The following is a 19,376-nucleotide window of genomic DNA, read 5'->3' as shown; positions in this document are numbered from 1 at the left end:
CGTGGGTACGCGGATGTCGTGGAAGGGCCCCCCAGCCACTGCGTAAGGCACCGGGCGGGGCTGACGGATCGCCAGTCGGCCCCGCACTCGGCTTGCGGACTACGCTTGGGTGATTACTTCCGGACCTCGACGCCGGTCAGGATCGGGTCGCCGTCCTGGGCGTACTGAACGCCGGAGACATTCTCCGAGTAGCCCGCGTTGACCTTGTAGTACCAGAGCGGGATCGACGGCATGTACTTGACCAGGTCGTTCTTCTCGATGGCCTGGTACTGCTTCACCGACTCGTCGAGCGTGGCGGCCGAGTCGGCAGCCGCGATCTTGGCGTCCAGCTCCTTGCTGCTGAAGTCACCCTGGTTGCCCGCCGCGCCCGTGCGGAACAGGTCGCTGATGAAGTTGGCGTTGACCGGGTAGTCGAGCACCCAGCCGGAGCGGTAGATCGACTTGACCTGCTTGCTCTTGCGAGCGGTCAGGTCGGCCTGGAAGTCCGGCTTGCTGTCACCGGTGCACTTGACGCCGGTGGACTGCGTGATGCTGTTGCAGACCGCGTCGACCCACTCCTTGTGGCCGCCGTCCGCGTTGAACTGGATGCTGATGGCGTTGCCCGGGACACCGCCGCCGGCCTTGATCAGCTCCTTGGCCTTGGCCGGGTTGAACGTGGTGACGTCGCCCGCGGCGTTGGGCTGGTAGCCCACGACGCCCTTGGCGACCCAGCCGGTGGCCGGCTCACGCGTGCCCTGCAGCACCGTCTTGGTGATGGTGTTGCGGTCGATGGCCATCGACAGACCCTGGATGACCTTCGGGTCGACCTGCTTCGGCTTCTTCCACTGGTCGGCGTAGAAGGCGATGGCCATCGTCTGGATGGCGGAGTAGGGCTGGTCCACGGCGCGGTCGCCGAGGTCCTGGCGGTAGACCGGCAGGTCCTTCGGGGCGATCTGGCGCAGGACGTCCACGTTGCCGGACTTGAGGTCCTCGTACGCGGCCTCGAGGGTGGTGTAGTTCTTGAAGACCACACCGCCGTTCTTGGCCTTGTTCGGGCCCTTGTAGTCGTCGTAGCGGACGATCTTGATCTGCTTCTTGTGGTCCCAGCTCTCGAACTTGTAGGGACCGTTGCCGACCGGCTTCTCACCGGCGGCCTTCGGGTCCTTGTAGAAGGACGCCGCCAGCGGCGCGAAGACGACGTACGCCATCTTGTGCCCGAAGGACGGAACCGGCGCCTTCAGCTCGACCGTGAAGGTGGTGTCATCGACGACCTTCAGGCCGGTCATCGCCTCGGCGGTCGGCTTGGCGCCTTCCTTCTCCGGGTGCACCGCCTCGAAGCCCACGATGTCCGCGAACCAGGACGCCAGGCCCTGGGCGTTGGTGACGTTGGCGTTCCAGTTCCACGCGTCCACGTAGGACTTGGCGGTCACCGGGGTGCCGTCGTGGAAGGTCCAGCCCTTCTTGAGCTTGACGGTCCACGTCTTGGAGTCGGTGCTCTCGACCGACTCGGCGTTGATCATCTCCAGCGAGCCGTCGGCCTTGTAGTCGACCAGCCGCGAGAACAGTCCGTCCATCACGGCGGAGCCGTTGGACTCCATCGTGTCACCGGTGTGCAGGAGCTTCTCCGGCTCACCCAGCTCGATGGAGAAGATGCCGTTCGGGTCGACCTCACCCTTGGCATCGGTGCCGCTGTCACTGCCCCCGCCACAGGCGGTCGCTGCCAGGGCGACGACGATCGCGCCCGCTACCCACTTGGCGCTCTTGGCACCGCGCATGGGTTCCTCCTCATGAGTCCACGTAGATCACTACAAGAAGGGCACCGTTCTACGCGCGCTGACACCCCTGACAGCGTGCTCGTCCAGTACCCCGAGTGTGCTCGTGAGTCGGCGCTCCCCACAGCGCGTGACCCATTGACCCGAGCTCAATGGAGCCAACTATTAAGGAGACGAGGGCTGTAAACCACACTTAAAGGGTCTCGTTTTGACAACATCGGTAGATACGCCCGGACCGAAATCCGGACAAAACGAGCCCAGACAGACAGCCACGAAACGGACCGTTAACACATGTTCCGGTGACCGCAGTTCGATATACGGACGCAAAGGTCGGGACCAAGGACCTAAATGAAGTTGACGAAGGGTCCGGCCGCGCATGACGGAAGGCCCGGCCCCGCATTGTGCAGGGGGCCGGGCCTCAGGCGCTCGAGTTGACCTGAAATTGACCTTCGTCAGCCGTGCTTGGCGCGCGACGCGGCGCGGGCGCGCTCACGGGCGTCCAGGTTCACCTTGCGGATGCGGACCGCCTCCGGGGTCACCTCGACGCACTCGTCGTCGCGGCAGAACTCCAGGGACTGCTCCAGGGAGAGCTTGCGCGGCGGGACGATCGCCTCGAAGGAATCGGCCGAGGCCGAGCGCATGTTGGTGAGCTTCTTCTCCTTGGTGATGTTCACGTCCATGTCGTCGGAGCGCGAGTTCTCGCCGACGATCATGCCCTCGTACACCTCGGTGCCGGGGTCGGTGAACAGAACGCCGCGCTCCTGCAGGTTGGTCATCGCAAAGGCGGTGACCGCACCGGCGCGGTCGGCGACCAGCGAGCCGTTGTTGCGGGTCGCCAGGGTGCCGAACCACGGCTCGTGGCCCTCGTGGATCGAGTGCGCGATACCCGTACCACGGGTGTTGGTGAGGAACTCCGTACGGAAGCCGATGAGGCCGCGGGACGGGACCACGAACTCCATGCGGACCCAGCCGGAGCCGTGGTTCGACATGTTGTCCATCCGGCCCTTGCGGACACCCATGAGCTGGGTGACGGCGCCCATGTGCTCCTCGGGAACGTCGATCGTCATGCGCTCGACCGGCTCGTGCACCTTGCCGTCGATCTCCTGCGTGACGACCTGCGGCTTGCCGATGGTCAGCTCGAAGCCCTCCCGGCGCATCTGCTCGACCAGGATCGCGAGCGCCAGCTCGCCTCGGCCCTGCACCTCCCAGGCGTCGGGGCGCTCGGTGTCCAGGACGCGGAGCGAGACGTTGCCGATCAGCTCGCGGTCGAGGCGGTCCTTGACCTGGCGGGCGGTGACCTTGCGGTCCTTGACCGCGGCCTTGTTGTCGGCGCCCTTACCGCTGCCGCCACGGCCGACCAGCGGCGAGGTGTTGGTGCCGATGGTCATGGAGATCGCCGGCTCGTCGACCGTGATGAGCGGCAGCGCGACCGGGTTCTCCGGGTCGGCCAGCGTCTCACCGATCATGATGTCGGGGATACCGGCGACGGCACAGATGTCACCGGGGCCCGCCACCTCGGCGGGCTTGCGGGTGAGCGCCTCGGTCATCATCAGCTCGGTGATGCGGACGTTGGAGATCGTGCCGTCCCGCTTGATCCAGGCGACGGTCTGGCCCTTGCGCAGCTCGCCCTCCTCGACGCGGAGCAGCGCGATACGGCCGAGGAAGTTGTCGGCGTCGAGGTTGGTGACGTGCGCCTGCAGCGGGGCGGCGTCGTCGTACGTCGGGGCCGGGATGTGCTCCAGGATCGTGGAGAAGAACGGCTCCAGATTGGTGGAGTCGGCGGGGACCGTGCCGTCCTCCGGCTTGGTCAGCGAGGCGACGCCGTCGCGGCCGCAGGCGTAGACGATCGGGAACTCGATCTGGTCCTCGTCGGCGTCCAGGTCGAGGAAGAGGTCGTAGGTCTCGTTGACGACCTCGTCGATCCGGGAGTCCGGGCGGTCCGTCTTGTTGATGCAGAGGATGACGGGCATCCGGCGCTGAAGGGCCTTGCGCAGCACGAAGCGGGTCTGCGGCAGCGGGCCCTCGGAGGCGTCCACCAGCAGCACGACACCGTCGACCATCGACAGACCGCGCTCGACCTCGCCACCGAAGTCGGCGTGGCCGGGGGTGTCGATGATGTTGATCGTGATCGGGGCCCCGCCGTCCTTGGGGTGGTACTTCACCGCCGTGTTCTTGGCGAGGATCGTGATGCCCTTCTCACGCTCCAGGTCGTTCGAGTCCATGACGCGGTCGTCGACGGAGTCGAGCTGGTGCGCGGCGAAGGCACCGGCCTGCTTCAGCATGGCGTCGACGATGGTCGTCTTGCCGTGGTCTACGTGGGCGACGATGGCGACGTTGCGGATGTCCTGGCGCGTGGGCATGGGTGGCTTGCGCTTCTCTCGGATCGTGGGATGCGGCGTCTCGTTGCTCGTACGCCCGCCGGGCGGACGCGCCACGGCTGTGTCCTATGGTACGGGGCTGCCGCGCAAGAGGCTTCCCGGCCCGATCCGAGGGTGGCCGGGGGTGGAGCACAGGGGTATGGGGATGTCGTGCGCCCGGGTCAAGGGCAGAAACGACCTTGCCCGCCGGGGGCTCCGGCGGGCAAGTGACTTGAGCTGGTTCTGAGCTTCGCCCGGCCCTCGGGGCGGGCCGGGTGGGGCCGACCCCGGGTGCCCGGGGTCGGCCCCACCCCCTTCGGCCCCCGATTGCTCGGCGATCTTCGGGTTTATCGCGCTTGCCGGGGTTTTCTACCGCTTGAAGCCGATGTCCTGGTAACGGGGTGTGGCGAAGCCGAACGCGCCCGCGTTCACGAGCTCGCCCTTCACCGCGACCAGCTGCGGGCGCTGATAGAGGGGAATGGAACCGGCGGCCGCCCAGATCCGGGCGTCGGCCTGCTTCATCAGCTCCCGGGCCTGCTTCTCGTCCAGCTCGCCGATCGCCTCGGCGAAGAGCTGGTCGATGTGGTCCGTGCCCACCCGGGTGTAGTTCTGCTCCACCAGCAGCGAGCCGTCGCTCGCGGGCACGGGCTTGGCGAAGATCGGCCGGGCGTCGGTCGCCGGGAAGGCGGTGGCCGGCCAGGAGTAGAGGGCGAGGTCGTAGTCGCCGGAGGCGATGTGGTCCTTGAAGAAGCTCTCGTCGGCGACCTTGGTGATCTCCGTGCGGATGCCGACCCGGTCCAGCATGCGCGCGATCCGGTTGCCCACCGTGCGCAGGGCTTCGGAGCCGGGCCCTGAGGGGAGGACGAAGCGGAGCGAGAGCGGCTGCCCGTCCTTGCCGAGCGGGCCGCGGGCCGCGCGCTTCGACTCCGCCGCGGCGGGGGCGGGGGCGCGGGTGCCGACCGGGGCGTAGGCGCCGGGGACGCCTCCCTTCTCGTCCGCGTCGGGCTTGTCGTCGCGCGGGGCGGTGTACGAGGCGTCGAGGATGTCGGCCTGGCGGCGCAGCGCCGCGCTCTGGAGGGCGGCGGCCCGGGCGGGGGCGAGGACGTTCCAGCCGGCCTCACGACCGGGACCGGCGTCGCCGGGCTTGCCGTCGCTGACGACGTAGAGGCCCTCGTCGGAGGCGGTGTCGGCCTCCGCACCGCCGAGAGCGACCGGGCTCCGGCCCTCGGGGCCCGCGGCGGCGGGGCTCTGCACCTGCGGGCTCTTCACGGCGGTGCTCGGGGCCGCCGGACTCGGGGCGCCCGGGCTCTTGGCCGCCGGGCTCTTCACGGCGGGGCTCTTCACGGCCGGGCTCTCGGCAGCAGGGCTCTTGACTGCCGGACCCTGCGGCTGCGGGATCCGCGGTGAGCCGCTCGCCGCGGACTCCCCGGGGCTGCCCGGGGTCGCCGCCGCCGGACTCCCGCTTCCGGACTCGTCCGCGTCCGTGTCCCTCTCCGCTCCCGCCTTGGTCCCGTCCGTCGCCGCCTTGCCCGCGCCCTCCGGCGTCCAGCCCGCGTCCGCGAGCAACGCCTGGGCCTCCTCGGTGTCCTGATCGCCGAGCGCACCGCTGTTGTCGGCGTACACGGCCTGCCCGGCGAGCGCGAGATGGCTGCCGACCGGTTGCGCGGGAAGCCCCAGCGGCTTCAGTACGGTCTCCGCGAGCTCCTTGCGGTTGAGCGCGCGGGCCACGGCGCGCCGTACCCGCTCGTCGGCGAGCGGCCCGGACTCACCGTTCAGCGCCAGCTGGGTGTAGGCGGGCTCCAGCGTCTTGCGGACGACGAAGGCGCGCAGGGCCTTCTGCTCGGTGGCGTACCCGGCGAGCGCGGCCCGGTTCTGCCCCCGGGCGAGCAGGGCGGCCTCGGCCTGGTCCTCGTCGGAGCCGAACTCCTTCGCCCGCGACCTGAGCGCGGACGACCCTGACGACCCTGACGACGCGGACGGCAAGACCGCCTCACCGCCGGCACCGGCACCTGCACCGGCGCCGGGCCCCCCTGCCGCCGTGTCCTTGCCGTTCTTCACCGCCAGGGCGATGCGGTCCGCGACGCTCTTGTCGATCTCGGCCATGTCGACGGTGCCCGTGGCGAGGGCGGCGGCTCGTTCGTCGAGCGGCACGGCGCGCAGCACGATCGATTCGAGCTTGGCGCGCTCCCCCCACCAGCGGGGGTTGCGCACGAGGGTCGCGGTGCCGGCCTTGCGGTCGAGGTCCTGGAGCTTGAAGGGCCCGGAGGTGAGCGGCAGCTCGGACCTGGCGCCGTCGTTGAAGGTGTCCGCGCTGCCCATCACCTCCTTCGGGTAGAGCGGGCTGAACAGCGACTGCCAGTCGGCGTACGGCTTCGCGAAGGTGACCCGCACCTCCAGGTCGCTCGCGCCGCGCTCGATCTTCTCGATCCGGTCGTACCCGGCGTTGCGCGCGGTCCAGTACGCCGTGTCCTTGCCGCTGAGCGCCTTCCACTGGGCGACGAAGTCGGGCGCCCCGATCTCCCGGCCGTCGCTCCAGACCGCCTGCTGGTTGAGCTTGTAGACGACGACGTGCTTGGGCTCGCGCGTGACGGTCTCGGCCGACTCCAGGAAGTCGGGGTTGCGGTGCGGACGGCCGCGGTCGTCGAGCGTGAAGAGGGACGGCAGCGCGGCTCCGGTGATACGGGAGGTGGCGGCGTCGGCGTCGGCCTGGAAGGCGTTGAGCGTGGCGGGCATGGCGTCGACGGCCCACCGCACGGTGCCGCCGTCCTCGACCAGGTCGCGGCCGGCCGGGCCGATGTCCGCCGGGACCGGCTTGGCGTCGGCCTCCTCGCGCTCCGCCGTGCTGCAGCCGGCCAGCACGGGCAGCGCGAGCACACCGCTGGTGAGGAGGGCGGCGGAGCGCAGGGTCCTCCGGCGTGAGGCGACGGCGTGGGGCATGGGCTGTACCTCTTCGTCCTGGTGCGGAAATACGGAAATGTCCTGGTTCGCGGATTTAGGGATGATCACACCTATTGCGCCTACACTGAAGGGCACGGCGAGCAGGACGAGCGGCCGACACGGCGGAGCGACCGCACGAACCCACCCATGCGGCCGACCGGGGATGCCCCCTAACGGGTGACGCGCGCGGGAATCGGTGCACACGCCTTCACAACAAGGGATGTGACGCGCGACACTCGCAGGCGCACAAAGAGCCCTCTGGGGGAGAGACCCCCAGACCCCGCATGCCACCCGCGACCGCGGAAGTGAGGGCAATACATGTCCCTGCAGGACGAACTGACGGACGTCAAGCGCCGTCTCGACGACCTGGCCCGAACGGTCGAGCGGCTGGAGCGGAGCCTCACGCAATCGCGCGAGGACACCCCCCGTGCCCAGTCGGCCCGCAGTCCCGAAGGTCTGGTCACCATTCCCGACACCCCGTACGACAGTTCGCTGTGGACGGATTCGGACGACGAGGGCCTGGGTGTGCGCGACCGGCACGCGCCCTAGGAGACCTCGGAGACCTCGTTGGCCACAGGCACCGAATCCCACACCTCACCCACCGACACAGGCGTACACGGCGCCACCCGCGCCGCCATCACCCCCCGCCACCTCAGGACCGACCGCTGGTGGCTGGCGCCCGCCGCCACCGCCGCCGGTCTGCTCGCCTTCATCGTCTACTCGACCTGGCGGGCCTTCGCGAACAGCGACTACTACGCCGCGCCGTACGTCTCGCCGTTCTACTCGCCCTGTCTCGCGGAGAACTGCGAGCCGATGAAGGGCGGGCCCAACTGGGAGATCTTCGGCAGTTGGTGGGGGCTCTCCCCCGCGCTGCTGATCCTGATCTTCCCGCTCGGCTTCCGGCTGACCTGCTACTACTACCGCAAGGCCTACTACCGGGGCTTCTGGGCCTCGCCGCCGGCCTGCGCGGTCGCCGAGCCGCACACGACGTACACGGGCGAGACCCGCTTCCCGCTGATCCTGCAGAACATCCACCGCTACTTCTTCTATGCGGCGCTGCCGGTCGCGGGCATCCTCACCTACGACACCGTGCTCGCCTTCCGCGACGAGCACTACGCCTGGGGCCACATGGGCCTCGGCACCCTGGTCTTCCTCGTCAACATCGTGCTGATCTGGGCGTACACGCTCTCCTGCCACTCCTGCCGGCACATCATGGGCGGCCGGCTGAAGCACTTCTCCAAGCACCCGGTGCGCTACCGGCTCTGGGGCTGGGTCAGCAAGCTGAACGAGCGTCACATGCTCCTCGCCTGGGCGTCCCTGATCAGCGTGGCGCTCGCCGACTTCTATGTGTATCTGCTGGCCAGCGGCGCCTTCGACGATCCGCGCTTCTTCTAGGGAAGGTGCCTTCTGATGACCGAGCTGGAACGCCAGCAGTGGGACGTCGTCGTGGTGGGCGCGGGCGGAGCCGGCCTGCGCGCCGCCATCGAGGCGCGCGAGCGGGGCGCCCGTACCGCCGTGATCTGCAAGTCGCTCTTCGGCAAGGCCCATACGGTGATGGCGGAGGGCGGAATCGCTGCCTCCATGGCCAATGCGAACCCGCACGACAACTGGCAGGTGCACTTCCGCGACACCATGCGCGGCGGGAAGTTCCTCAACCAGTGGCGGATGGCGGAGCTGCACGCCCAGGAGGCCCCCGAGCGGGTCTGGGAGCTGGAGACCTGGGGCGCACTCTTCGACCGCACCAAGGACGGGAGGATCTCGCAGCGCAACTTCGGCGGCCACGAGTACCCGCGGCTCGCGCACGTCGGCGACCGGACCGGCCTTGAGCTGATCCGTACCCTCCAGCAGAAGATCGTGGCACTGCAGCAGGAGGACAAGCGCGAGTTCGGGGACTACGAGGCCCGGCTGAAGGTCTTCCAGGAGTGCACGGTCACGCGCGTGCTGAAGGAGGGCAACAAGGTCAGCGGCGCCTTCTGCTACGAGCGCGAGTCCGGCCGCTTCTTCGTCCTCGAGGCCCCCGCGGTCGTCCTGGCCACCGGCGGCATCGGCAAGTCCTTCAAGGTGACCTCGAACTCGTGGGAGTACACGGGCGACGGCCACGCGCTGGCGCTCCTCGCCGGCGCGCCCCTGCTCAACATGGAGTTCGTGCAGTTCCATCCGACCGGGATGGTCTGGCCGCCGTCGGTGAAGGGGATCCTCGTCACCGAGTCGGTGCGTGGCGACGGAGGGGTGCTGCGCAACAGCGACGGCAAGCGGTTCATGTTCGACTACGTCCCGGACGTCTTCAAGGAGAAGTACGCGGAGTCGGAGGACGAGGGCGACCGCTGGTACGAGGACCCGGACAACAACCGGCGCCCGCCCGAGCTGCTCCCCCGCGACGAGGTCGCCCGCGCGATCAACGCCGAGGTGAAGGCGGGCCGCGGCTCCCCGCACGGCGGCGTCTTCCTCGACGTCTCGACGCGGATGCCGGCCGAGGTCATCCGGCGCCGGCTGCCGTCCATGTACCACCAGTTCAAGGAGCTGGCGGACGTGGACATCACGGCCGAGGCCATGGAGGTCGGGCCGACCTGTCACTACGTGATGGGCGGCATCGCCGTCGACTCGGACAGCGCCGCCGCGGTCGGCGTCCCGGGGCTCTACGCGGCCGGCGAGGTCGCCGGCGGAATGCACGGCTCCAACCGCCTTGGCGGCAACTCCCTCTCCGATCTGCTGGTCTTCGGCCGGCGGGCCGGCTGGCACGCCGCCGAGTACGCGGCCGGGACCGCGGGTGCGGCGCGGCCGCTCGTGGACGAGGCCCAGATCGACACCGCGGCGGCGGAGGCACTGCGTCCGTTCAGCGCGGAGGGTCCGGAGCCGGGCGCGGCGCCGGAGAATCCGTACACCCTCCACCAGGAGCTCCAGCAGGCCATGAACGACCTGGTGGGCATCATCCGGCGGGAGAGCGAGATGATGCAGGCGCTGCGGAAGCTGGCCGATCTCCGCGTCCGCGCCCGGCGGGCCGGGGTCGAGGGCCACCGGCAGTTCAACCCCGGCTGGCACCTCTCGCTGGACCTGCGGAACATGCTGCTGGTCAGCGAGTGCATCGCCCGCTCCGCCCTGGAGCGCACCGAGAGCCGCGGCGGTCACACCCGCGAGGACTGCCCCGGCATGGAGCGCGACTGGCGCCGGATCAATCTGCTGTGCCGGCTCGCGGACCCCACGGGCGGCCTGGCGACCGCCGACCCGGCCCGCGGCCAGATCGATCTCGTACGCAAGACCACCGACCCCATCCGCCCCGACCTGCTCGCTCTTTTCGAAAAGGAGGAGCTGGTCAAGTACCTCGCCGAAGAGGAGCTGTACGAATGAGCACGTACGACGCTCGGTTCAGGGTCTGGCGGGGTGACCAGGACGGGGGCGATCTCCGGGACTTCACGGTCGAGGTCCACGACGGGGAGGTCGTCCTCGACATCATCCACCGGCTCCAGGCCACCCAGGCCCCCGATCTCGCGGTGCGCTGGAACTGCAAGGCGGGCAAGTGCGGCTCGTGCAGCGCCGAGATCAACGGCCGTCCGCGGCTGATGTGCATGACCCGGATGTCGGTCTTCTCCCGCGAGGAGACGATCACGGTCACGCCGCTGCGGGCCTTCCCGGTGATGCGCGACCTCGTCACCGACGTGTCCTTCAACTACGCGAAGGCGCGTGAGGTGCCGTCGTTCGTCCCGCCGCCGGGGCTCGCCGCGGGCGAGTACCGCATGCAGCAGGTCGATGTGGACCGCTCGCAGGAGTTCCGCAAGTGCATCGAGTGCTTCCTGTGCCAGGACACCTGCCATGTGGTGCGTGACCACGAGGAGAACAAGACGGCCTTCGCCGGCCCCCGCTTCCTGATGCGCGTCGCCGAGCTGGACATGCATCCCCTGGACGCGGCCGCCGAGACCGGCCTCGACCGCAAGCGCACGGCCCAGGACGAGCACGGTCTGGGCTACTGCAACATCACCAAGTGCTGCACCGAGGTCTGCCCCGAGCAGATCAAGATCACGGACAACGCCCTGATCCCGCTGAAGGAGCGGGCGGTGGACCGCAAGTACGACCCGCTGGTGTGGCTGGGCAGCAAGATCCGGCGGCGCACTCCGACGGATTCCTGACGGCACGACCGCGACAGACGACCGCGGCAGACGGCTGCGGCAGACGGCTGCGCCCGGCCCGGCACACTTGCCTGGCCGGGCGCAGCCCGGTCCTCGGGACCGCGGTGGAAGGGTCCTGCCGGTCCCTTCCACCGCTTCTCGTACGTCCCGGCCGCTGCGGCCCGCTACTTCTCGGCGCGGAGGTAGCCGGACGTCGCCGTCCGGCCGAGGAACGTCAGCCGGCTGTCGCCCGCGAGGTGCTTCTCCACCGCGTCCCGGACGCCCGGCCACTTGGTGTCGCCGTAGTCGTCCAGGACGACGATGCCGCCCGGGGCGATGATCTGCTCCACCCAGTCGAGGTCGGCGGTGACGCCCGCCTCGGAGTGGTCGCCGTCCACGATGACGACCCCGTAGCTGCGGTCGGAGACGGCCGCGCGGACGGCGGGGTCCTCGGAGAAGCCCTGCTGGACGCGGGCGGCGGCGCCGGCGGCTCCGGCCAGGGCGAGGTTGCTGCGCACGGCGGGCTCACCGACCGGCGTACCGGTGGGGTCGGGGGGCATGAAGGCGCCGGGCTGGAGCTGGGAGCCGCCGAGCGGGTCCACGATGGTGAGGTGCGGGTCGCGCCCGGCGCGCTCCATCATGCGCAGCAGTGCTGCGGAGAACATCCCGTAGAGGGTGCCGATCTCCAGGATCTCGTCGTTCGGCGGGTCGAGCAGCGGGACGGTGGCCAGCTTGCCGCAGATGTTCATGGTGCCGCCCGCCACGCGGCCGACGCCGAGGGCCTCCATGGCGACGAGCGTGCGGTACGCCTGCGCCACGTTGCGCTCCGCGTTGGCGGCGTCGTCTCCCGTCGTGCGCACGATCTCGGAGATCAGTTTCTCCAGGTGCGCCGGGATGGGCATCCGGGGGTTCCCGCGCCCGGTGCTGTCGAGCAGCAGTTCCATGGACCGCTGTCGTCTCCGCAGTGCCGCGAGCTCGCCGAGCAGTTCGCTGTTGGCGGCCCGGACGCCTCTCGCGATGCGCTGGTCGATGAGGTCGGCGATCGGGCGCAGCGCTTTTCGGGCCGCAGTGCTGGTCAGCAGTGGTCGCATAGCTCCGTAATTCCCTGGGAGGGGGCGAACGGGGGAAGGTCGACGGGGCGGAGCCCGGCGCCCTCTCGGGCGACGTGGGACTCCGGTCCCCGAAGGCTAGGACACAGCCGCCTCCTAGGCGATACCCAGGAGGGGAACCCGGGGAATTCTGAATTCCGGGGATTCGACGGTCAGGGTGGCCGGGCCGGGGAGTCGTCCGGTCGCGAAGGCCGGGTGGCGGACATAGCCTCCCAAACGTGACACGAATCGCCACCCGGGTCCTGCTCGCCGTGCTGGTGGCGGCATGGTGGCTCATCGTGCCCGCTGCCCAGGGCGCACAGGCCGAGGATCCGGTCCAGCTCTCCCGCGAGGGCCAGATCACCGACCGCGTCGACGCGCTCGGCGACCAGAAGGGCCAGGTCACCCAGGCCCTCGACCGGCTCTACGACGACCAGCGCATCCAGCTGTTCGTCGTGTACGTGCGCGACTTCTCCGGCCGCTCGGCACAGAGCTGGGCCGACGCGACCGCGGCCAAGAACGGCCTCGGCAGCAACGACGTACTGCTCGCGGTCGCCACCCGCGACCGGCAGTACGCGTACACGGCCGATCCGTCCGGCCGGCTCACGCAGACGCAGCTCGAGGACGTCGCGCAGACGGCGATCGAGCCGGCGCTGCGGAAGAACGACTGGGCGGGCGCCGCCATCGGCGCCGCGAACGGCTACGACGCCGTCCTCGCCGGGCGGCCGGTCCCGACGCCCACCATCACCCCCGGAGCCGCCGACCCGGGCGGCGGCGAGGAGAGCGCCTCCGGCACCGATCTGATCCTGCCGGTGGCCGTGCTGGGCGGGGCCGGCGCCGTGGCGGCGTACGCCTACAGCCGGCGCAGGCGCCGGGCCACGAGCGGTACGACCCCGCGCGGCGGGCAGGGCTGGGGCCGGCCGCAGGAGCCCGCTCCGGCACCGGGGCAGGCGAAGGAGCTGCCCGATCTGGACCTGCTGGACGCACAGGCCAAGCACCTGCTCGTGCAGACGGACGACGCCCTGCGCACCAGCAGGGAGGAACTCGGGTTCGCGACGGCGCAGTTCGGCGAGGAGGCCGCGAAGCCCTTCACGGAGGCCGTGGCGCACGCGCAGGGAGAGCTGACGACGGCCTTCCGGCTGCGGCAGGCCCTCGACGACGCGTTTCCGGAGGACGACGCGACCCGGCGGCGCATGCTGGACGAGATCGTCGCCCGCTGCACGGAGGCCGATCGGCGGCTGGACGCGGAGACGGAGGACTTCGACCGGCTGCGCGCGATGGAGGAGAACGCACCCCAGGCCCTCGCCGCGGCCGAATCCGCCTACCAGGAGCTGAACGGACGGGTCGGCACGGCGGAGGCGACGCTCACGGTCATGCGCGAGCGGTACGCGGACTCGGCCGCCGCACCCGTCCTGAACGACGTGGCGCAGGCGAAGGAGCGGCTGCTCTTCGCGTCCACCACACTGGAGCAGGCACGGCAGTCCACCGGGACGGGCGACAACGCCGCGGCGGCGGTGCACATCCGCGCCACGGAGGGCGCGGTCGACCAGGCGGGCCGGCTCATCGACGCGGTCGACCGGCGTGCGCAGGAGCTCGCGGAGGCGGCGGGAAAGCTGCCGGGCGCCCTCACCGAGACGGAGACGGACCTGGCAGACGCGCGCGGGCTGCTGAAGGGCACGGCGCAGGGGGTGTCCACAGCAGATCTTCAGGGCCGGATCGCCCGCGCGGAGACGGTGGTGGCCGAGGTCCGGCGCACCGTCGAGGCCGGGCCGTACGACCCGATCGACACACTGCGCCGGGTCGAGGAGGCGGACTCGGCCCTGGACGAGGCCCTGGCGGGCGCACGGGAGCGCGAGGAGGGGGCACGGCGCTCCCGGGCGCTGCTGGCCCAGGCCACCCTCACCGCGAGCTCGACGATCGGCGCGGCGGAGGACTTCGTCATGACCCATCGCGGAGCGGTCGGGGCCCACGCCCGGACCCGCCTGGCAGAGGCGCAGCGGCGGCTGGAGCGGTCGCGGGAGCTCGCGGAGGTGGACGAGGCGCAGGGTGCGCTGATCGAGGTGCAGCAGGCGGACGCGCTCGCACGGGAGGCGCAGAGCCTCGCGGAGCGGGACGTCCGGTCGTACGGGAACCCCTTCGGGCCGGGCGGTGCACAAGGAGGTGGAGGCGGGCTCGGCGGCGCCGTGCTCGGCGGGATCATCCTCGGCGGCCTGTTCGGCGGCGGAGGCGGGCACAGAGGGGGCGGAGGCTTCGGCGGAGGTAGGGGCGGGGGTATGGGGGGCGGCGGTTTCGGCGGCGGTCCTGGCAGTTTCGGCGGCGGCGGCACGCGCGGCCGACTGGGCGGCGGTGGCCGTTTCTGACGCGGTTGTCTTCCTAGGCAAGGAGAAATGCCATGACCAAGCAGACCATTCTCGGCCGAGTCGCCCAGCTGGCGAAGGCCAACATCAACGCGCTCCTGGACCAGGCCGAGGATCCCCAGAAGATGCTCGACCAGCTGATCAGGGATTACACGAACAACATCGCGGAGGCGGAGCAGGCCGTCGCGAGCACCATCGGCAATCTGCGCCTGATGGAGCAGGACCACAAGGAGGACGTCGAGGCTGCCGGGGAGTGGGGCGGCAAGGCGCTGGCGGCGAGCCGGAAGGCCGACGAGCTGCGGACGGCCGGGAAGGGCGAGGAGGCCGACACGTTCGACAATCTCGCGAAGGTGGCGCTCCAGCGGCAGTTGCAGTCGGAGCGGGAGGCGAAGACGGCGGAGCCGACGATCGCCGCACAGACCCAGGTCGTGGACAAGCTCAAGTCCGGCCTGGACCAGATGAAGGCCAAGCTCGGCGAGTTGCAGGCGAAGCGGGACGAGCTGGTGGCCAGGGCCAGGTCCGCCCAGGCGCAGAACCAGATGATGGACGCGGTGAAGAACATCAATGTGCTGGACCCGACGAGCGACCTGAACCGCTTCGAGGACAAGGTGCGCCGCGAGGAGGCGAAGGCGATGGGCAAGGAGGAGCTCGCCGCCTCGTCGCTGGACGCCCAGTTCGAGCAACTGGACGCCCTCGGCGACAGCGCGGAGATCGAGGCGCGCCTGGCGGCCCTCAAGTCCGCCTGACAGGGCGGCCCCGGCAGACCGTGCCGCCGGGCCCCGGATCAGAACATGCTGAGCAGCTGGTCCACGGTCGGCTCGGCCGCCGAGTCCCCGTCCGGCAGGGCGAGTTCGAACCAGACCGTCTTGCCGCGCGGAGTGCGGCGCGAGCCCCACGCGGCGCTCAGCAGCCCGACGAGCTGCAGACCGCGCCCGCCCTCGTCGGTGTCCCGGGCGCGCCGCCTCCGGGGCTGCACGAGTCCGGCGTCCCACACCTCGCAGACGAGGGTGCGGTCACGCAGCAGCCGCAGCCGGATCTCGCCCTCCCCGTAGCGCAGCGCGTTGGTGACGAGCTCGCTGACGAGCAGCTCGACCGTGTCCACGAGCGCTTCGAGCTCCCAGGCGACCAGCTGGGCGCGGGCGAGTTCGCGGGCGCGGCCCACCGAGCGGGGTTCCCGCGGCAGCCGCCAGTCGCCCACGGCCTCGGTCGGCATTCCCTGGATCCGGGCCATCAGCAGGGCGATGTCGTCCTCGCCGTGCCGGGTGTCCAGGGTGCTGAGGACGTGGTCGCAGACGTCTTCCAGCGACTGGGCGGGGTCGGCGCGCACCGCCGTCGTGCCGGGGTGGTGGGGGTCCTGCGGCGACGGACGGACCGGTTCGGTGAGCGCCCTGCGGAAGGCGCCGAGCCCCTCGTCGAGCGGATGGTCCCGGGATTCGACGAGGCCGTCCGTGTAGAGGGCGAGCAGTGCGCCCTCCGGCAGTTCGACCTGGACCTCCTCGAAGGGTTCGCCGCCGACGCCGAGCGGCATCCCGGGCGGCACGTCGAGCAGCAGCGCCTCCTCGCCGGGCTCGACGAGGACGGGCGGCAGATGGCCGGCGTTGGCGAAGGTGCAGCGCCTGGTGACCGGGTCGTAGACGGCGTAGACACAGGTCGCCAGATAGACCTCGGAGAGCTCCGGTCCGCGGGACTTGTGGGCGACGCGGGACGCCTGCTGGGCGCCGCTGGGCATGCCGAGGCCGCGGGCGATCTCGTCGAGCGCGGAGAGCACCTCCGCGGGCTCCAGGTCCAGCAGCGCCAAGGTCCGTACGGCAGTGCGCAGTTCGCCCATGGCGACGGCGGCGCGCAGCCCGCGGCCCATGACGTCCCCGACGACGAGTGCGGTGCGGTGGCCGGGGAGTTCGATGACGTCGAACCAGTCGCCGCCGACCTCGGTTGCGGTGTTGCCCGGCAGATAGCGGCAGGCGATGTCGAGACCGGCGGCCTCGGGGTCGCCGGGTGGCAGGAGGCTGCGCTGGAGGATCAGCGCCCGCTCGTGCTCGCGGCGGTAGAGGCGGGCGTTGTCGATGCAGACCGCGGCGCGTGCGGCGAGCTCGACGGCGAGCGCCCGGTCGCGTTCCCCGAAGGGTTCGCTGCCCTTGGTCCGGGAGAACTGGACGAGCCCGACGACGGTGTCGTGCGCCACCATCGGCACGGCGAGGGTGGACTGGACGAGGCTGCCGTCCTCGCTGGGGATGGCCTGCACGCGAGCGGTGCGCAGGGCGACGGCGCAGGGCGAGCTGAAGGGATAGCGGTGGACGGCGCCGACGCCGGGGGTCGCCTGCGTGCCCGCTCCGGTCCCGCCGACGGCGCCCACTGCGCCCACTCCGCCGGAGGCGTCGGTTCCGTGGATCGGCAGGGCGTCGGAGACGGCGCTGGCGAAGGCGACGCGGCGCAGCTCGGCGCTGCCGCCGCCGTACCCCTCGGAGTGGGCGGAGCCCCAGCGTCCGGGCGGGGCCTCGTCGCCGGTGAGCAGCCCCTGGTAGAGGTCGACGGAGGCGAGGTCGCAGAAGCCGGGCACCGCGACGTCGAGGAGTTCGCGTGCGGTGGTCTCCAGGTCGAGGGAGTTGCCGATCCGGGCGCTGGCCTCGTTGAGGAGCGCGAGGTTGCGGCGCGCGCTGGCGGCCTCGCGGGCGGCGATCTGACGGCGGGTGACATCGGTGGCGAGCCCGGCGACCCCGATCGGACGGCCTGTTCCGCTGTGCACCCGGTAGAGGTTGACGGACCAGTGGCGGCGCTCGGTGCTGCCGGGCACGGTTCCGACGATCTGGAGGTCGGTGACGGCTTCCCCGGTCTCCAGGGCCCGCCGGAGCGCCGCCGTCATCCGCTCGGCCTCGGGCCGGGAGAGGTAGTCGTGGACGGTGCGGCCACGGTGGTCCGCGGCCGCACCGCCGAAGACGGTGGCGAAGCGTTGATTGGCGCGTACGACGGTGAGGTCGGGGCCGAACAGGAGGAAGCCAAAAGGAGATTGGCCGAAAATCGCCTGCGAAGCAGCAAGATCCGTCTCGATCCCGCGCAGGGCGCGGACGTCGACGACGATGCAGAGCGCGGCCCGCTCACCGGCCTGCGTCTCGCTCGGCATGACATAGACCTCGGCCAGCCCGTGGGCGCCGCCCTCACCGGGCACCCGGAAGGGGACTAGTCCGGTCCACTCCTTGCCGTCGAGGATCTCGGCGACCTTGCGATGACCCCGGGAGCGCAGCTCGGCGGGCATGAAGACCTCGACCGGGTCCTTGCCCCGCACATCGGCGGACTCTATGCCGAACTGCTCGACGGCACGCCGACTCCACTGGTCGACCAGCCCGTCGGGGCCGATCGAGAAAGACGCGACCTTGATGTAGTCGTAGATCGAACCGGGCGGACTGCTCTGCCAGACCACGCCGCTCGCCGTCTCAGGTATCTCGCTCACGCGACCGTCCCCTCCAGCTCACCGCACCGGACCGGCCATGCCCGCAGTATTCAGCACTACGGCCCCTGGCGACACGGCGTTCACGATCACAGAGCGGTCTCGTTCATTTTGAGCCGAGAACGCGGTGATCAGCGCGGTGATCGTTGTCCCTTCACACTCCTAACCAGGCAGAGGCAGCTCGAACCACACGGTCTTGCCGCTTCGGCCTCGGCGAGTGCCCCATCGTCTGGCCGCGCAGGCCACGAGCTGGATCCCGCGCCCGCCTTCGTCGTCGGGTCCGGCGGGACGCTCGCGGGGCGGATCCGGCAGCGGATCGGACACCTCCACCAGCAGTGCGGGGACGGGCGGCGGGGAGGCACCGTCGAGATTCAGCCGGACGAGACGGACCCCGATGGGGCCCGATGTGTACCGAAGGGAGTTGGTCACGAGCTCGCTGACCAGCAGCACCGTCAGATCACCGAGCGAGGTGTCCAGCTCCCAGGCCCGCAGGGCGTCACGGACGACATGGCGTGCGGTGCGCACGGCGTCGGGCTCGGCGGGGAAGGTCCACTCGGCGACGTCACCGTCGGTGTCGATCACTCCGATCACTTCCCAGAACCAGCCGCTGCCGCAGACGCATGTCCACTTCCATGGGGTCAATCGGGGACATACCCGATATTCGGTGCGGACTATCGCCAAGAGGGTGCATGGTGGCACGAACGAGCGAGGCGATCAGCGGCACACGCCCTGCCGCGGGGCACGGCGGTCCCTGGCGGCGCCACGAGCCCGGCGCCACGAGCCCGGCGTCACGACCCCGGCGCACCTGGGAAACCCCGCCCAACCCTGGAAGCCCCGGCGCCGCTGCGGGTGCGGGTGCGGGCGCGGGCGCGGGCGCGGGCGCGGGCGCGGCGGCTCAGCGGTGTCCGGCGACCCCGCCGGAGCCGGACGGCCCCGGAGCGATCCGCCGCGCCGCGGCCTCGACCGCCGGACGGTCCTGGGGGAGCCACTCCACCGAGTCCAGTTCATCGGCGGCCAGCCAGCGCAGCTCGTCGTGGTCCTCCAGCGGGCGCGGCTCGCCGGAGACCAGCCGGGCCGTCCACACCTGGAGCACATAGCCGGGGCCCAGCGGCCACTCCCCCGGCACTCGCTCGACCGGCTCCGCCTCGACGCCGAGCTCCTCGCGCAGCTCCCGCACGAGCGCCTGCTCGGGGGTCTCGCCGGGCTCCAGCTTTCCGCCCGGCAGCTCCCAACCGCCCGCCAGCGCGGGCGGGGCGCTCCGGCGTGCGGCGAGCAGGCGCCCCTGGTCGTACACGGCCCCGGCCACCACGACCCTGGCGGTCACGCGATCTGTCATGCGCCGGA

At 70.9% G+C, this 19,376-nt stretch carries 13 protein-coding genes; 6 read left to right on the top strand and 7 right to left on the bottom strand.

Translation table 11 applies throughout. The features are described from left to right. Positions 1–113: 113 nt before the first annotated feature. From KK483_RS23550 to KK483_RS23540, 3 genes are all read right to left on the bottom strand, one after another. On the bottom strand, positions 114–1,754 hold the full coding sequence (locus KK483_RS23550; protein WP_262007217.1) for an ABC transporter substrate-binding protein: 1,641 nt from the start codon (positions 1,752–1,754) through the stop codon (positions 114–116). Between the two features lie 449 nt (positions 1,755–2,203). Further along, on the bottom strand, positions 2,204–4,111 hold the full coding sequence (gene typA / locus KK483_RS23545) for a translational GTPase TypA (protein WP_262007216.1): 1,908 nt from the start codon (positions 4,109–4,111) through the stop codon (positions 2,204–2,206). 366 nt (positions 4,112–4,477) lie between these two features. Beyond that, positions 4,478–7,045: an ABC transporter substrate-binding protein gene (locus KK483_RS23540; RefSeq protein WP_262007215.1), complete on the bottom strand. Its 2,568-nt coding sequence runs from the start codon at positions 7,043–7,045 to the stop codon at positions 4,478–4,480. 318 nt (positions 7,046–7,363) lie between these two features. On the opposite strand from KK483_RS23540, the gene KK483_RS23535 reads away from it, so the two are divergent. From KK483_RS23535 to KK483_RS23520, 4 genes are read left to right on the top strand one after another with little or no spacing between them, the layout of a single operon-like run. Beyond that, positions 7,364–7,594: a hypothetical protein gene (locus tag KK483_RS23535; protein WP_262007214.1), complete on the top strand. Its 231-nt coding sequence runs from the start codon at positions 7,364–7,366 to the stop codon at positions 7,592–7,594. 18 nt (positions 7,595–7,612) lie between these two features. Further along, a complete protein-coding gene (locus KK483_RS23530) occupies positions 7,613–8,440 on the top strand; it encodes a hypothetical protein (protein WP_262007213.1) in 828 nt (275 codons plus the stop codon). A 15-nt stretch (positions 8,441–8,455) separates the two neighbouring features. Further along, the gene (locus tag KK483_RS23525; RefSeq protein WP_262007212.1) at positions 8,456–10,390 is read left to right on the top strand and encodes a fumarate reductase/succinate dehydrogenase flavoprotein subunit; all 1,935 of its coding nucleotides are present in this window, start codon (positions 8,456–8,458) and stop codon (positions 10,388–10,390) included. Next, a complete protein-coding gene (locus tag KK483_RS23520) occupies positions 10,387–11,166 on the top strand; it encodes a succinate dehydrogenase/fumarate reductase iron-sulfur subunit (RefSeq protein ID WP_262007211.1) in 780 nt (259 codons plus the stop codon). The genes KK483_RS23525 and KK483_RS23520 overlap by 4 nt, the downstream gene beginning before the upstream one ends. A gap of 164 nt (positions 11,167–11,330) precedes the next feature. Here the strand turns inward: KK483_RS23520 and KK483_RS23515 are convergent, their stop codons facing one another. Then, positions 11,331–12,236 carry a class I SAM-dependent methyltransferase gene (locus KK483_RS23515; RefSeq protein WP_262007210.1) on the bottom strand — a complete coding sequence of 302 codons (906 nt, stop codon included), beginning with the start codon at positions 12,234–12,236 and terminating at the stop codon, positions 11,331–11,333. Positions 12,237–12,472: 236 nt separating this feature from the next. Here KK483_RS23515 and KK483_RS23510 point away from each other — a divergent pair, with 236 nt between their 5' ends. Further along, entirely contained in the window at positions 12,473–14,593 is a 2,121-nt protein-coding gene (locus tag KK483_RS23510; protein ID WP_262007209.1) for a TPM domain-containing protein, read from the top strand. A gap of 32 nt (positions 14,594–14,625) precedes the next feature. Next, positions 14,626–15,336 (top strand): PspA/IM30 family protein, encoded by a 711-nt coding sequence (locus KK483_RS23505; RefSeq protein ID WP_262007208.1) that lies wholly within the window; start codon positions 14,626–14,628, stop codon positions 15,334–15,336. Between the two features lie 38 nt (positions 15,337–15,374). On the opposite strand, the gene KK483_RS23500 is transcribed toward KK483_RS23505, so the two are convergent. The 3 genes from KK483_RS23500 to KK483_RS23490 form a co-directional block, all read right to left on the bottom strand. Continuing rightward, the gene (locus KK483_RS23500) at positions 15,375–18,035 is read right to left on the bottom strand and encodes a SpoIIE family protein phosphatase (protein ID WP_262007207.1); all 2,661 of its coding nucleotides are present in this window, start codon (positions 18,033–18,035) and stop codon (positions 15,375–15,377) included. A 159-nt stretch (positions 18,036–18,194) separates the two neighbouring features. Then, positions 18,195–18,623, bottom strand: a complete 429-nt coding sequence (locus tag KK483_RS23495) for an ATP-binding protein (RefSeq protein WP_262007206.1) — start codon at positions 18,621–18,623, stop codon at positions 18,195–18,197. A gap of 304 nt (positions 18,624–18,927) precedes the next feature. Further along, positions 18,928–19,368: a (deoxy)nucleoside triphosphate pyrophosphohydrolase gene (locus tag KK483_RS23490; RefSeq protein ID WP_262007205.1), complete on the bottom strand. Its 441-nt coding sequence runs from the start codon at positions 19,366–19,368 to the stop codon at positions 18,928–18,930. Positions 19,369–19,376 lie beyond the last annotated feature (8 nt).

This window comes from Streptomyces sp. FIT100 (assembly GCF_024584805.1).
Taxonomy (GTDB): domain Bacteria; phylum Actinomycetota; class Actinomycetes; order Streptomycetales; family Streptomycetaceae; genus Streptomyces.
The sequence above is the reverse complement of the archived record's forward strand: the minus strand, read 5'-3'. Positions and strand labels throughout refer to the sequence as shown.